This is a genomic window from Paenibacillus sp. FSL L8-0435 (genome assembly GCF_037965655.1).
GTDB lineage: Bacteria > Bacillota > Bacilli > Paenibacillales > Paenibacillaceae > Paenibacillus.
The window spans coordinates 3,848,841-3,863,450 of the sequence record NZ_CP150185.1; the positions used below are offsets into that span (position 1 = coordinate 3,848,841).

Consider the following 14,610-nt stretch of genomic DNA (forward strand, 5'->3'; position numbering starts at 1 on the left):
CGTGATGAGAATGGTTTTTCGCTGGTTCGGCGAAGGCAATGATACGGTAACGCTGGATCATATCCGGCAGATTCCGGGTGTTGAAGGTATTGTGTGGGCACTGCACGATGTCCCTGCTGGCGAGGAATGGCCGATGGACAAAATACTCGCTGTCAAGACAGCAGCGGACAAGGCCGGGTTACATCTGGATGTCGTTGAGAGTGTGAACATCCATGAGGATATCAAGTTAGGCCTGCCATCAAGGGATAAATATATCGCAAATTATATTAAAACGATGGAGAAACTGGCTCAAGTTGATGTGAAGGTCATCTGTTACAACTTTATGCCGATCTTCGACTGGCTTCGCACGGATATGCACAAGGAAATGGAGGATGGCTCAACGGCCCTCTTCTATGAGCACAGTAAACTCGCAGATATAGAACCTCTAGAACTCGTTCGACGCATTACGGAAAACTCCGCACTCACCATGCCAGGTTGGGAACCGGAACGATTGCAGTATTTAACAGGTCTGTTCGAAGCCTACAAGGATGTAACCGAGGATCATATGTGGGAGCACGCACGTTATTTCCTGCAAAAGATTATGCCTACAGCCGAACGACTGGGGATTCGAATGGCCATCCATCCGGATGACCCACCATGGCCAATCTTTGGATTACCAAAGATTATTACAAGTCAGGAGAATGTTCGGAAATATTTGAATCTTTATGATAGCCCTTACAACAGCGTGACACTATGCAGTGGCTCTTTGGGAGCAAATGCTGATAATGACATTATCGGGATGATACACGAGTTCAAGGATCGGATTCCATTTGCCCACATTCGTAATGTCAAAATCTACGAAAACGGCGACTTTATCGAGACCTCACATCGCAGTCAGGATGGCAGCGTTGATATTGCAGGGGTAGTTGAGGCTTATCACGATATCGGTTATGAAGGGTATGCAAGACCCGACCACGGTCGTCATCTCTGGGGAGAACAGTGCCGACCTGGTTATGGACTCTATGACCGAGCTTTGGGGATCATGTATCTCTGGGGCGTCTGGGATTCCCTGCAAAGGAGGGCAAAAGCATGAGTGAACACCAATATGAACGCTCATCTCGTCTCAATGGCAGAACAGCTGTAATCACCGGAGGTGCTGGAGTACTGTGCCGCTCCATGGCGGAAGAACTCGCTCGGCACGGCGCAAGTGTAGCCATCCTGAATCGTACCGTGTCCAAGGGGCAGGAAGTTGTAGCTGCGATTGAAGCTGCAGGTGGCAGAGCGATTGCTATTGCCTGTGACGTAACCCAGGCTGATAGTGTGCAAGCAGCGGCAGATGCGGTGCTGGAACAGCTCGGACCATGTGATATTCTGATCAATGGCGCAGGTGGCAATAACGCCAGTGCCAACACCACAAATGAAATTTTCAGATTGGAAGATCTGGAAAAGAGCGATGTCACTACATTTTTCGATGTAAGTGTAGAGGGATTTCGTCAAGTGATGGATCTGAATTTTGTCGGTTCCCTCATTCCTACTCAGATCTTTGCAAAACATATGATTGAACGTGATGTTCCGGCGACTGTCATCAATATTTCTTCCATGAGCGCCCCATCGCCCATGACCAAAGTTCCAGCGTACAGCGCTGCGAAGGCAGCCATTAACAACTTCACGCAGTGGCTCGCGGTGCATCTGGCTGAATCCGGTATTCGTGTCAATGCCATTGCACCCGGGTTCTTCCTGACTGAGCAAAACCGTAACTTATTACTGCAACCAGACGGCTCACCTACGGAGCGTTCAAGTAAAATTATTGCTCATACACCCATGCGCCGCTTTGGCAAACCGGAAGACCTGCTTGGCACATTGATGTGGCTTGCGGATGAAAGACAATCCGGCTTTGTCACTGGCACAGTCATTCCGGTAGATGGCGGATTTATGGCCTATTCTGGTGTATAACGATTAACGTGTAAATGAATCAGTTCAACTAATATAGAGAATTTATATAGACCGAAGCCTGGGATACTTACCCAGGTTTCGGTTTTTTGCGTTCAAGCATAAGAACATCCAGCGTAGGAAAAGCTTGTTATAGTAACTATGCAAAGTGAAATAAAGGAAGGTGAACCATAAATGATGGAAGAAACATGGGTTGTCACCGTTCGGTCGATTATCGCCTTTATAACCTTGATCATCTATACAAGGGTACTGGGCAAACAACAGATGGGTAACTTGACGTATTTTGATTACATTAACGGGATCACCATCGGTTCCATCGCAGGAACATTTGCGACGGAGTTATCCTCTAAAGCATGGATTCATTTTGTCGCCTTGACCATTTTCACAGTCATTACAATCATCTTTCAGTTCATGACGATGAAAAATCGAACCCTCTCCAAACTGATGGATTCCGATCCTACTCTGGTCATTCAGAACGGCAAAATTTTGGAACAGAATCTGCATAAAATGCGTGTGAAATTCGACGAACTGACCGTAATGTTACGGCAAAAGGATGTATTTGATATCACTACACTTGACTATGCAATCATGGAACCCGATGGCAGTCTCTCCGTAGTGTTAAAACCTGAGAATCAACCTCTTACGGCTAAAGATATGCATATGCATCCCCCGAAAAGCAAGCTGATGACCGAACTGATCATTGATGGTGTTCTGATCAAACAGAACCTGTCTGAGAGAAATAAAGATATCCAGTGGCTTACCGAACAACTAAAGAAGCAGAAAGTGACGATTCAGGATATTGCATTTGCTGCCATTCTACCCAATGACAAATTGTACATTGATCTATTCGATGATCATTTTAAAGAAAAAACAGATATGGGTGACTATGAAGGACCATTCTAAATGTTCACATAGCGGGAGGTGGTTGAATGAAAACACGTTTCTGGTTGCTATATGTACTTCCGATCTTTTTGATCTTGTTATTCGTAGCGATCATGGCCAGCGGATCGTTTCTCAAAAAGCCCTTTGGTACGGAAGATCGCTTGCTCGAATCGGTGCAAACGCTGGAAAAGCACGTGGAGGGCAAACAGTGGACGGCAGCCAAGTCACAGATTGATTATGCGATGCAGGCTTGGGAACGAATCGTAGACCGAATTCAATTCAGTGTCGAACGTGAGACGATATACGATATTTTGGGTACTCTCGCCCGAATTAAGGGCGGCGTTGCGGCAGAGGATGACAAGGCGATTATGGAGGAAATCTATTACTTCTACGTGTTATGGGACAACTTGGGGGATTGATTGGCCGCATCAAAAAGCACCTCCTTTGTCGAAAAAGGAAGTGCCTTTTAGCGTTCTAGCTGTTACGCTCTTCTTACTCGGCGAGCTCTTGGTGCACGCGAAGTGCCTTCTTTGCGGAAAAAGAGAGTGAGTGCTCTGTTCGCACACCACAGTGCAAACAAAGCAAACAGCGTGCCCCAGAACAGCGCGGGAAGGAATGTCTGCTGAGCGAGATTCGCTGCATCCCCTGCCCGTGAAGGCTGGGTCCAGGACATCAATCCAACGTATACAGCACTAACAACAGATTCTTCTAACGTAAGAAACGCCAGTAACAGATAATAGAACTTCACGATCTTGGCGCCAAAAATCATAATGACAACGTTCAGAACGATGAACCCGGTCAGCCATAACATGCCGAACTCCCCTCTTACATATAACAGGAGTGACACCAGAGCTACAGCTGTCATGATCCCCAGTCCCCACATATGCAAGCCTTTGCGGTATAAGTAGAACAACAGCCAGGCAAACAGTGATGCACTGATATATCCCGCCAGAGAAACCAGAATTGATCTGCCTGGCGTCAGCATGGACGAATACGTTACACCGCTGTGATCAGCGTACAATTCAATTCGCAGCACTTTACCGGACAATAACAGCGTCATCAATGCATGACCGAATTCGTGAATCATCGTATCCAGATTACGGAACAAGGACGAGAATGGGATGAATCGTGTAAGAAAGACGGAGCCTAGTAGAAAAAGTATCGTTTTGACCCACTTATTCAATCGTGTCATACCTCCTTTTCCTTTAAGTAAACAAGTCTATCTTTTATACTACGCTTTTTTCACTCGATTCGTTTCGGCTTCCGAACTGTAAGGCGCAGTGCTCCATCCACCAGCAGAAGCTCCGATTGTGTCCAATGAAAAAAGAAGACAGATCATAGCGGCCCTTTTCGGCCTCTAGTGTAACGAGCAGTCGATTCCGCATCCGACGGAGCGCGTAGTTCACGAATTGATCCGCAACTTCACTTTGCACAAAGGTAACATACGCATAGAGGGAATGATCGACAGGTTCATCAAGCGGACTCACCCCTGCACATGAAAATTCAGTCTTCACGCCCGCATTCTGAAGTATGGACAATGCGTTCACAAGCTCTGCATCAACTTCAACGCCATTCCAAATCTCCGTTTTCTTCGCGGATACCGTATGTTTATCACGTTCCGTCCACTGCATCAGCTCGAGCTTACGCCGTCTCCACAGATGGGCAGGCTGTTCACTTAACAGCACTTCATGTTCCTCATTTAAATTCATCTAATGCGTCCTCCTGTTCTCCTCGATCCGGTCCCTTATTCAACAAAGAGAGAGCACATCCCTGTGCTCTCTGCTTCGCAAAAAGGCAAAGGAATGGTACTCCATTCCTCAGCATGTTGTATTATTGTACCTTTTTCGGTGAAAGGCATCAAACTGATCTTTAATTATTCGTTCAGTGCCAGTTCTAGAGCCTCCAGATTCTTTCTCATCACACTGATGTAGTCCATTCCCGCCGCAATTTCTTCCTCGGTAAGTCCCTCAATCGGGTTCAATACAGCTGTCTTGGCCCCCACTTCACCTGCAATCGTCTCAGACACTTTGGATGAAACCAGTGTTTCGAAGAAAATCGTCTTCACCTGATGCTCTTTTGCAAAATCAATGACAGATGCCATCTGTGCTGCCGAAGGTTCCTGCTCAGGAGACAATCCTGCGATAGGCACCTGTTGCAATCCGTATTCCTGTGCCAGATAACCAAATGCAGCGTGTTGTGTGATGAAATCCTTGCGTTTACTATCCGTCACAGCCGCCTTGAAGTCCTGATCCAGTGACTCCAGTTGAGCAACATAGGCATCTGCATTCTGCTTGAACTGTTCAGCGTGTTCTGGAGAAGCCTGCGCCAAACCTGCTTCAATATTGCGCACTTCTTTTACAGCCAATGCAGGTGACAGCCATACGTGGGGATCCAGTCCCCCGTGATCGTGATCATGTCCTGCTTCTGCCTCGGCGTCATGATCGTGGACGTGTTCTTCTGTAGTCGCTTCATCTGCATGATCGTGGTCGTGATCATGTTCTTCTGTAGTCGCTTCAATCCCATGGTCATGATCGTGGTCATGTTCTGTTGCCTCTGAATCTTCATGATGGTGATCATGCTCTCCACCTTCAAGCAGGTTGATGCCCTTGCTTGCTTCCACCTGAATGAGTGAAGTGTTACTCAGACTTCCGGTGACCTGATCAATCCATGATTCCATACCCGCACCGTTGTATACAAGCACATCCGCTTTCTCAATACTGGCAATGTCCTGTGGTGTTGGCTCCCAATCATGAGGCTCCATACCCGCTGGAACAAGCGTATGTACATCCGCTAGGTCGCCTGCTACATTTTTAGTGAATTCATACATGGGATAGAAGCTAACCTGCACGTTTAATTTTGCGGTTTCCGTCTCGGCTGGAACGAGAGCGCCCGTCGGAGCTGCGCTGGTATCGGAAGCGGATTTTTGTCCGCAACCTGCGACGATAAGTGTCAGACTGAATAACAGTCCAAGCGCTGTTTTTTTACTGAATTTCATGTGATGTATTCCTCCTTGAATGGATAACTAACGTTGCTCGTTGTTCTTGTTGATTTCTCTCTTTACGGTGACGCTTGCGGTTGTATCGTGCAATCAGCTTTTGCGCCGATATTCCAGTCAATAGGAAGACCAACAGGATGAGAGCAATCGTTCCTCCCGGTGGTGTATTTAGATGATAAGATGTTGTCAGTCCGCTAAAAATACCGATTACCCCCGTGATTACAGCGACGATCATGGCTGCTGTAAAACTGCGAGATACTCGGAGTGCCAAGGCAGCGGGCAATACGATGAGAGCAGACACCAGTAGCACACCGACGATCGGCATGGCTGAAGCTACAGTCATTCCTGTCAGAATGGCAAATGCAAACGATAATCCTTTCACTTGAACGCCTCCAATGGAAGCTGTCTCTTCATCAAACGTAAAGCTATAGAGCGGTCTTCGGAGAATGATGAAAAAAAGCAATCCCGTGACACATACACCTGCCATCATCCACAACTGCATATCGCTAACCGCGACAATTGATCCAAATAAGTATGAGCTGAATGTTTTGGACAGATTCGTCTTCAGACTCATCAATACCACCGCAAGGGCTAGCCCCGAGGTCATGATGATTGCCACAGGTACCTCGCTGTAGGTTCGGTAACTTCGCCGCAGTTGTTCAACCAGTAATGCACCGATCATGGCAATGGCGAACCCGCAGATGACCGGATTAAGATTCATAACCGAACCTAGCGCTACCCCTGCGAGTGAGACATGGGATAACGTGTCTGCCATAAGAACCTGTCTTCTGAGCATCAGATAGACACCCAGGATCGGAGCTATGACCCCAATCAGTCCACCTGCCCAGAAGGCGCGTTGCATGAACTCGTACTCAAACACTGCCATTCCTCACTTTCTTGCCGCTCCAGGGTAATGGTACGGTCCAATCGATCTCCCATTTCTTCCAGCCCGTGAGTAACCATAATAATCGTTATCCCATGAGAATCAACATAGTGGCGCATCAGATTGTAAAATCCTTCACGGCTGTGGCGGTCCATTCCCGTTGTTGGCTCATCCAGTACCAGAACCTGCGGTTGCCCAGCCATAGCTCTGGCAATACAGATCCGCTGTTTCTGTCCACCGGACAACTCACCGACGCGTGTATTCCGATATTCCCACATACCAACCTCACGCAAACTGCGTTCAACGATGGCATCCTGTTCCGATGTAAATCTGCGAAAAAGTCCCAGTCTGGTATAACATCCGGATCGGACCAGTTCGTTCACCGTGCTGGGAAATCCACTATTAAACGATGCCACCTGTTGGGGCACATAACCGATATTGGATGTGTTCCCACGTTTCAACTGCGGATTCGTATGTATCGTGCCGCTCCAGGGCTTCAATAGCCCCAGCAGCAGCTTTAACAGGGTTGTTTTGGCAGAACCATTGGGGCCAGTAATGCCTATGAACTCTCCCACATGGATATCCAGCGACAGTTGATCAATGACCGGCTCTTTGCCATATCCGAATACAACATCACGCATGGAAGATAGTATCATGCCACCCCCTCTTTTCGTAATTATTACGATTTAAAATGAACAAAAAAATTTAGCGTGTTTCCCGGTGAATCGTCATCTTCTTCAAACGAGGGGAGTACTTCTTCATCTCCAGACGCTCTGGATGGTTACGCTTGTTCTTGGTTGTTGTGTAGTTGCGGTCCCCGCACTCGGTGCAGGCTAAGGTTACAATGACTCTCATGGTTGTTGCCTCCTCTTGTTTAATCGTAATGATTACTATTTAATGATATTAGTCTATAGCTTTTCTTTTGTCAACTCCATATCTGTTACAGTAAAATTTTGTATGCACAATATAATTTCATATGATATACTGCTTTGGTATCATTATACTTTTACCTACGGAGGAACTAGATGAAGATCAAAAAATCAACTTTTATTGGGTCATTGGTAGCATGCAGTTTGGCTTTCGGTGCCCTGGGTGTAGCAGCTTCAAACGGAATTCAAGATATTGAAGCAGCACTCGACAGCAATATTAGCTTTAAAGTAAACGGTCTGTCTTGGACACCCAAGAATGAAGCTGGAGACAAACTGAATGCACTGGTATATGACGGTGATGTATACTTGCCTGTAAATACCACAGCAGAAGCACTCGGAGCCAACGTATCTCTGAATGTTAGCAACAAAGTTGTAAGTATCACTAATTCAGGTAACAGTAAGTCTAGTAGTTCAAGTAATAACAGCAGTACAGGTACCAAAGGTTCTGAAGATTCAAGTAAACCAAGTAGTTCAAGTAACTCAAGCACTTCTGGCTCAATCAAGATGACTGGAACTGACGCTCAGATGATAGTCAAATTGCAGAAAGAATCTTTAACATTGATCAAAATGTATGGTAAAGCACTTAAAACAGGCAGCACTAGTGAATTTGATAAATACATAGATGCTAAAGTTATTGAAAATCCCGAGATCGACATTTTTGATCTGGGTAAGCAATCCCAGAAAGATAAATTTAAGACTACAGTCAAAGGTATCATTGCAGCAAATGATAAAAAAACGCTGACTAAATATGCAGATCAGTTAATTAATGTGAAATCAGCTGATTTTAAAGTGATTGCAATGGATGATAAAACCAAAACAAGACACAGTTACAAAGCCATTTATTATCCACAAGGATGGACGGGTTCCTATGGAGTGTACCTTACCTTTGTGTTTAGTCCGCAAAAAAGTGGCAACGGTGATTTTTATCTTGGCGATTTGTACTTTAGCTAAAGTCATTAATACAATATAATCATTGATCTTCAGGGGCACTATTGCACTTGAAGATCTTTTCTTTTCACTTCAACTCCACGCTGGAAAAGGATCTTTCAGTTCACGCCAGTTCATCAACATCTCCTCCTCCGTAAGAAGGGTCTCATCCAATGTACGTTCAATCTCCGCCCGGTCCATGTCAATGCCGATGAATACTAATTTGGTTACCCGGTCACCCCACTCATCATCCCAGTCCGTTATGCTTGGCAGCGTGTCGCCAAAATGAAGTTGCCTTTCCTCCTCACTCATCGCACCTACCCATATTCCTGCTGGCGCAAGCTGCTTCGATGTGCCTGCATGACTGAAAGAAATCGCCATATGGTTTCTTGTCGCCAGCCACATCAGACCTTTGGATCGCACGATGTTATCTGGCCATTTCGCAATCCAACGCAGTAAGCGTTCTGGGTGGAATGGACGTTTACGATAATAGACAAATGAATGAATTCCATATTCTTCAGTCTCCGGGGTATGTTCCTCTTTCATTAATTCGCGGATCCAACCCGCGGACTGGCTTGCTTTTTCAAAATCAAAACGTCCCGTATTCAATATCTCTCTCGGATCAATCTGCCCATGTGTCGTGCGAATCAACTTGGCTTCCGGTTGCATGGCATGTAGTGCCTTCTCAAGCTTCGAAAGTTCTTCCTCCGACACCAAATCACATTTGTTCAGAATCAGCACATCACAGAATTCCACCTGATCCGTCAACAGATGAACGATTCCACGAACATCATCCTCCCCGGCTTCCTGTCCACGATCCTTCAATGTTTCTTTGGAATAAAAATCACGCCAGAACTGGGCAGCATCGACTACCGTAACCATCGTGTCGAGTCGAGTGAATTTCGTCAAATCAATGCCGAGTTCCTCGTCGATATACGTAAACGTCTGCGCAACAGGTACCGGCTCACCAATACCCGTCGATTCAATCAATATGTAGTCAAAAGAACCATCCAGCGCCAGCCGCTCGACTTCTTTCAACAGATCCTCCCGTAACGTGCAGCAGATGCAACCATTAGACATCTCTACCAACTTCTCATCAATGCGCGATAATCCTCCACCATCTCGTATTAAACCTGCATCGATATTAACCTCACTGAGATCATTGACGATGACAGCAACCCGCATCCCCTCGCGGTTATGAAGCACATGATTGAGCAGTGTCGTTTTGCCTGCACCCAAATATCCACTCAGTACGGTTACTGGAACCCGTTGTTGAACCTGTTGATCTAACATTTCTGCTTCCTCCACTCTGCTTAAGTTGGATTGACTAATCTTCTTTATGAGCCTATGAGAGAGAAAAAATAGGCTCCCTTTCCTTAATTGTAATAATTACTATTAAGGACGATCAATCCGAACTATACCGCAGTTTTCTTTGGGTTGTCAACTCTAATATGATGAAGAATCTTGATTAATCGTAAAAATGTTGATTAGAACATAGGAATGATGTATGTTGCTGCACGTACAAGCATATATTTTAGCAAAGTCCTAGTTGTGGAGGTCTGTTTCATGAAAATGGCAGCCAATTTGAAGCTCCTGTCCTTCCTGATCCCTTGTGCATTTCTTGTTCCCGTGTTGATCACAATGGCTCCAGACCTGAAGGAAGCATGGAACAGTGAAGCTTTGCAAAATATGAAAACCGTATTCATAGGTATTTTCCTTGAAGCCGCACCTTTTCTGCTCATGGGTGTACTATTGTCCTCACTCATGCAGTGGTTCGTATCCGAAGAAATGGTCCGCAAACTCACACCCAAGAATCCGATCGGCGGTGTGCTGGTTGCAGGACTACTCGGTATTATTTTTCCCATCTGCGAATGTGGCATGATCCCGGTAGTGAGAAGGTTGATGCACAAAGGCATGCCTTCCTATATCGCAGTGACATTCATCTTGAGTGGTCCCGTAGTCAATCCCATCGTATTTACCGCAACCTTGCTCGCCTTTCCCTCCCATCCTGAGATTACCATTGCCCGAATGGGACTGGCCTTTGCTGTAGCAGCTTCCATAGGCATGCTTGTGTATGTGTTCGTTCGTCGAAATCCCCTTCGGATGCCAAAAGTCGCAGTGACAGAGGTTAAGACGCATCCTGGTTTTAAAATGGCGCAACCTCACGCCCACGCAAATGCACATGATCATAACCATGTAAAAAACTGGCGTAGCTTCTTCATTCATGCCGGAGACGAATTCGTCGATATGAGCAAATATCTGGTGATCGGTGCCCTGATTACAGCCTGCATCCAGACATTCATTAGCCGCAGCGATCTGATCTCACTTGGCAATGGTCCTGTCGCCTCCTATGTATTCATGATGGGATTTGCTTATGTGCTGTCTCTCTGCTCCACTTCTGATGCTTTTGTGGCTTCTGCGTTCTCACACACGTTTGCACTGGGGCCGCTGGTATCCTTCCTTGTGCTTGGTCCAATGCTGGATTTCAAAAGCACCCTGATGCTGCTCTCGACCTTCCGTACCCGGTTTGTTATTGGTCTGAGTCTAGCCATTATCACGCTTGTCTTCGCCGGCTCGTGGTTGATTAATCTGCTGGTATAAAGGTTGAGCAACATACTTCATGACCTGAATAATTAATCACATGAACTTTCATCCTGACCATGAATAGAGATGAGGTGATGGTATGAACCACACTAGCTATACGATGACAAAATCTCCTGTTCCAAGATCATATGTCATCCAATGGCATAACTTAATCCGTGCGGTCTGGATCGGCGGACTCGCGGTGTACATTATTCACTTGAATTCAAGTGACTCGCTTCATTATTATTTGGCGCCTACCATGCAAAAACTGCTGTTATGCTGCCCTGTTCCCTTATTGTTTATTGCAGTTATCATGGCGTGGCATGGACTGTTCGGCAGAAACGAGGTTCATTGCGACTGTGAACATCCACCTCCTTCCGGTTTCCTACGCAGCTCGTTGGTATATGGTCTTATTGCTATCCCCTTGTTGCTGGGGTTTCTGTTACCTGATCGGGCGCTCGGCAGCTCCATGGCTAGCCAGAAAGGCATGTCTCTCACTTATGCCCCTCCCGAGATTCGTCGCAAAGAGCCTTTACCTGATCCGGCAACGCAATTGAATGTACAAGATCTCACGCAAAAACCAACGACCGTTCAGCCTACATCGGCTACCAAAGTACAATTCATTCCCCCAGACGAGTATAGCCGCGAATTCGCTGAACTGGCGGAGAAGTTGTATGCAGAACAGGTCATCCGAGTCTATCCCGAGATCTTCTCTGAAACCCTCGGCACGATCGATATGTTCCAGCGACAATTTGCAGGCAAAGATATCTCCTTAACCGGGTTCGTTTATCGGGACAAAAGCATGGATCATGAATCACATTTTGCACTGGGACGATTTCTGGTCATGTGCTGCCCTGCTGATGCGGCTCCCTTTGGCGTGATGATTCACATCCCCGAAGCGGATAGCTTCCCTACAGACAGTTGGGTACAAATCGATGGCAGCATCGGGTCTGCACAGGTGAACGGTAAGGATACGATTGAAATTCGCGCCACAAAGGTGACACCTGTAGCCGAGCCATCCACGCCTTATATTTACACCAATGCAGATTCAGTGATGGCGTATGAGCAAATAAAGAGCCCGTAGTTGCTCGTAATAACAACAGCGTACTTTTACGACAAAAAGCCCCAAAGCTATGGATTACATCGCTTTGGGGCTTTCATGTTCAGTCAGATACGAGATTACATCTCGTCTTCTCTGATTGTATTATTCCGTTACGATATCATGAACCAATACAGGCGCATCGGCATGATCCGCAATTGTAATGTTTTCTTTGATCTTCGCGATGACGTCTGCTACGTCTTCACGATTGGCATGGATCGTTACAAGGGACTCACCAGCTTTGACTGGGTCACCCACTTTTTTGTTCAGCATCAGACCAACCGCGAGATCGATCTCAGACTCTTTTGTTGCACGGCCTGCGCCGAGCAGCATTGCTGCAGTTCCGATTTCGTCAGCGACGATTCCGGCAACATAGCCGTCTTTATCTGCTGGGACTTCAACCAGATATTGTGCTTGTGGCAAACGATCTGGATGATCGACAACCGAAGCGTCTCCGCCTTGGTTTGCCAGGAAATCTTTGAATTTCTCCAGTGCTTTACCGTTCTGGATCACTTCTTTCAATTTCTCCTCAGCGTGCTCCAAGGAATCTGCCTTGCCAGCAAGGAATACCATTTGACGTCCAAGTGCCAGACACAGTTCTTCCAGATCTTTTGGACCTTTACCTTGCAGTGTGAGGATGGCTTCTTTCACTTCAAGTGCGTTACCAATCGCCAGACCCAGTGGTTGGGACATATCGGAGATAACAGCCATCGTTTTACGGCCAACATTGTTACCGATGCTTACCATGGCATGTGCCAATTCTTTAGCATCTTCCGTTGTTTTCATGAATGCACCAGCACCTGTTTTAACATCCAATACGATTGCATCTGCACCTGCTGCAATTTTCTTACTCATGATGGAGCTGGCGATCAGTGGGATGGAGTTAACGGTAGCTGTTACGTCACGCAGTGCATAGAGCTTTTTGTCTGCAGGCGTAAGGTTACCACTTTGTCCAATAACTGCAACCTTGTGTTCGTTTACGAGACGAATGAACTCTTCTTTTTCAAGCTCTACGTGGAAACCAGCAACGGATTCCAGCTTGTCTGTTGTACCACCCGTGTGACCAAGTCCACGTCCGGACATTTTGGCAACAGGAACATCCAGCGCAGCAACAAGCGGAGCGAGTACCAGTGTTGTTGTATCGCCCACTCCTCCTGTGGAGTGCTTGTCTACTTTGATGCCTTCGATAGCGGACAGGTCGATCGTTTCACCCGAATTCACCATCGACATTGTCAGATCGGCGCGTTCCTTGTCTGTCATATCTTTGAAGAATACCGCCATCGCCCATGCGCTGACTTGATAGTCCGGGATTTCTCCTTGTGTGTATCCTTGAACAACAAAATCAATCTCAGCCGTTGTCAGTTCTTTTCCGTCGCGTTTCTTAGCAATAATGTCTACCATTCTCATGATGATCTCTCCTTGTGTGTGTATTGATTGTATTGAACACTTTGTTGTTAGTCCGTTACGGCTCCGGATCGTTTCCTCCGATCGTTGTTGTCTCCAAGTTTTTTTTATTCCATTTTGCAATGGAGAAAACTCGGAGACAAAGGCGAACGCTTTGCTTCTTCAGTATCGGTTCCGGTTCCTTCACTACGTGCCAAAACAAAAGTTTCGATTAAAATCAAATGATTATGAATATAAAATGCAACAATTACAGTGTGATTGCTGTGTCCAGGGCAACTACCATCATGTCGTTGAACGTTTTTTGACGCTCTTCGGCAGATGTTTCTTCGCCTGTCAGCAAGTGGTCACTTACCGTCAGGATGGTCAGTGCGTTAACACCAAACTTGGCAGCGATAGTGTACAATGCTGTTGTTTCCATCTCTACGCCGAGTACGCCGTGTTTCATCAACTTCTCGGTTACGGAACGGTCATCGCGGTAGAAAGAATCGGAGCTGAATACGTTACCAACGTGAATCTTCATACCTTTAGCTGTTGCACGGTCATAGGCTTCTTTCAGCAGGGAGAACGTAGCAATTGGTGAGAAGTCATAACCACCGAATACGTGTTTGTTCATGCTGGAATCTGTACATGCTGCTTGTGCAAGGATGACGTCACGTACACGTACATGCTCCTGCATACCGCCACAAGTACCCACACGAATCAGGTTTTTTACGCCATATTCGCTGATCAATTCGTTAGCATAGATTGCAAAGGACGGAATACCCATCCCTGAACCTTGCACCGAAATCCGGTGTCCTTGATATGTACCTGTGTAACCGAGCATTCCACGAACTTCGTTGTAACATACAACATCGTCGAGGTACGTATCTGCGATATATTTCGCGCGCAAAGGGTCTCCTGGCAATAGAATCGTTTCTGCGATATCCCCGGGCTTTGCTCCAATATGTGTACTCATGAATGAATCTCCTCCAGTTATACA

At 46.4% G+C, this 14,610-nt stretch carries 16 protein-coding genes; 7 read left to right on the forward strand and 9 right to left on the reverse strand.

Going from position 1 to position 14,610, the window contains the following annotated elements; genetic code table 11:
- The first annotated feature begins 4 nt into the window (after window positions 1–4).
- From uxuA to NST33_RS16635, 4 genes are all read left to right on the forward strand, one after another.
- Window positions 5–1,072: a mannonate dehydratase gene (gene uxuA, locus NST33_RS16620; protein ID WP_339304070.1), complete on the forward strand. Its 1,068-nt coding sequence runs from the start codon at window positions 5–7 to the stop codon at window positions 1,070–1,072.
- Complete coding sequence (locus NST33_RS16625; protein WP_124115137.1) at window positions 1,069–1,932, forward strand: SDR family oxidoreductase; 864 nt, start codon at window positions 1,069–1,071, stop codon at window positions 1,930–1,932. Before uxuA ends, NST33_RS16625 begins: the two co-directional genes overlap by 4 nt.
- A gap of 171 nt (window positions 1,933–2,103) precedes the next feature.
- Window positions 2,104–2,832 (forward strand): DUF421 domain-containing protein, encoded by a 729-nt coding sequence (locus tag NST33_RS16630; RefSeq protein WP_221821505.1) that lies wholly within the window; start codon window positions 2,104–2,106, stop codon window positions 2,830–2,832.
- A gap of 26 nt (window positions 2,833–2,858) precedes the next feature.
- Window positions 2,859–3,230, forward strand: coding sequence for a DUF4363 family protein (locus NST33_RS16635; RefSeq protein WP_221821506.1), 372 nt, complete (start codon window positions 2,859–2,861; stop codon window positions 3,228–3,230).
- 62 nt (window positions 3,231–3,292) lie between these two features.
- Here the strand turns inward: NST33_RS16635 and NST33_RS16640 are convergent, their stop codons facing one another.
- The 6 genes from NST33_RS16640 to rpmG all read right to left on the reverse strand — a co-directional run bounded on the left by NST33_RS16640 (window position 3,293) and on the right by rpmG (window position 7,544).
- Window positions 3,293–3,994 (reverse strand): M50 family metallopeptidase, encoded by a 702-nt coding sequence (locus NST33_RS16640; protein WP_221821507.1) that lies wholly within the window; start codon window positions 3,992–3,994, stop codon window positions 3,293–3,295.
- 43 nt (window positions 3,995–4,037) lie between these two features.
- Window positions 4,038–4,520 carry a hypothetical protein gene (locus NST33_RS16645; protein ID WP_339304073.1) on the reverse strand — a complete coding sequence of 161 codons (483 nt, stop codon included), beginning with the start codon at window positions 4,518–4,520 and terminating at the stop codon, window positions 4,038–4,040.
- Window positions 4,521–4,684: 164 nt separating this feature from the next.
- Window positions 4,685–5,806 carry a metal ABC transporter substrate-binding protein gene (locus NST33_RS16650; RefSeq protein WP_339304075.1) on the reverse strand — a complete coding sequence of 374 codons (1,122 nt, stop codon included), beginning with the start codon at window positions 5,804–5,806 and terminating at the stop codon, window positions 4,685–4,687.
- Window positions 5,793–6,692 (reverse strand): metal ABC transporter permease, encoded by a 900-nt coding sequence (locus NST33_RS16655; protein ID WP_339304077.1) that lies wholly within the window; start codon window positions 6,690–6,692, stop codon window positions 5,793–5,795. The genes NST33_RS16650 and NST33_RS16655 overlap by 14 nt, the downstream gene beginning before the upstream one ends.
- Window positions 6,638–7,345, reverse strand: coding sequence for a metal ABC transporter ATP-binding protein (locus NST33_RS16660; protein ID WP_339304079.1), 708 nt, complete (start codon window positions 7,343–7,345; stop codon window positions 6,638–6,640). Before NST33_RS16660 ends, NST33_RS16655 begins: the two co-directional genes overlap by 55 nt.
- Window positions 7,346–7,394: 49 nt before the next feature.
- Window positions 7,395–7,544 carry a 50S ribosomal protein L33 gene (gene rpmG, locus NST33_RS16665; protein WP_036613813.1) on the reverse strand — a complete coding sequence of 50 codons (150 nt, stop codon included), beginning with the start codon at window positions 7,542–7,544 and terminating at the stop codon, window positions 7,395–7,397.
- 170 nt (window positions 7,545–7,714) lie between these two features.
- On the opposite strand from rpmG, the gene NST33_RS16670 reads away from it, so the two are divergent.
- Window positions 7,715–8,569 (forward strand): stalk domain-containing protein, encoded by an 855-nt coding sequence (locus NST33_RS16670; RefSeq protein WP_076250410.1) that lies wholly within the window; start codon window positions 7,715–7,717, stop codon window positions 8,567–8,569.
- Window positions 8,570–8,638: 69 nt separating this feature from the next.
- On the opposite strand, the gene NST33_RS16675 is transcribed toward NST33_RS16670, so the two are convergent.
- On the reverse strand, window positions 8,639–9,838 hold the full coding sequence (locus NST33_RS16675) for a GTP-binding protein (RefSeq protein WP_339304081.1): 1,200 nt from the start codon (window positions 9,836–9,838) through the stop codon (window positions 8,639–8,641).
- 273 nt (window positions 9,839–10,111) lie between these two features.
- On the opposite strand from NST33_RS16675, the gene NST33_RS16680 reads away from it, so the two are divergent.
- Complete coding sequence (locus NST33_RS16680) at window positions 10,112–11,146, forward strand: permease (RefSeq protein ID WP_339304082.1); 1,035 nt, start codon at window positions 10,112–10,114, stop codon at window positions 11,144–11,146.
- A gap of 82 nt (window positions 11,147–11,228) precedes the next feature.
- Window positions 11,229–12,212, forward strand: coding sequence for a TIGR03943 family protein (locus tag NST33_RS16685; protein ID WP_339304084.1), 984 nt, complete (start codon window positions 11,229–11,231; stop codon window positions 12,210–12,212).
- A gap of 120 nt (window positions 12,213–12,332) precedes the next feature.
- On the opposite strand, the gene NST33_RS16690 is transcribed toward NST33_RS16685, so the two are convergent.
- Window positions 12,333–13,634: a pyrimidine-nucleoside phosphorylase gene (locus NST33_RS16690; protein ID WP_036613808.1), complete on the reverse strand. Its 1,302-nt coding sequence runs from the start codon at window positions 13,632–13,634 to the stop codon at window positions 12,333–12,335.
- A gap of 244 nt (window positions 13,635–13,878) precedes the next feature.
- On the reverse strand, window positions 13,879–14,586 hold the full coding sequence (gene deoD, locus NST33_RS16695) for a purine-nucleoside phosphorylase (RefSeq protein ID WP_221821516.1): 708 nt from the start codon (window positions 14,584–14,586) through the stop codon (window positions 13,879–13,881).
- Window positions 14,587–14,610 lie beyond the last annotated feature (24 nt).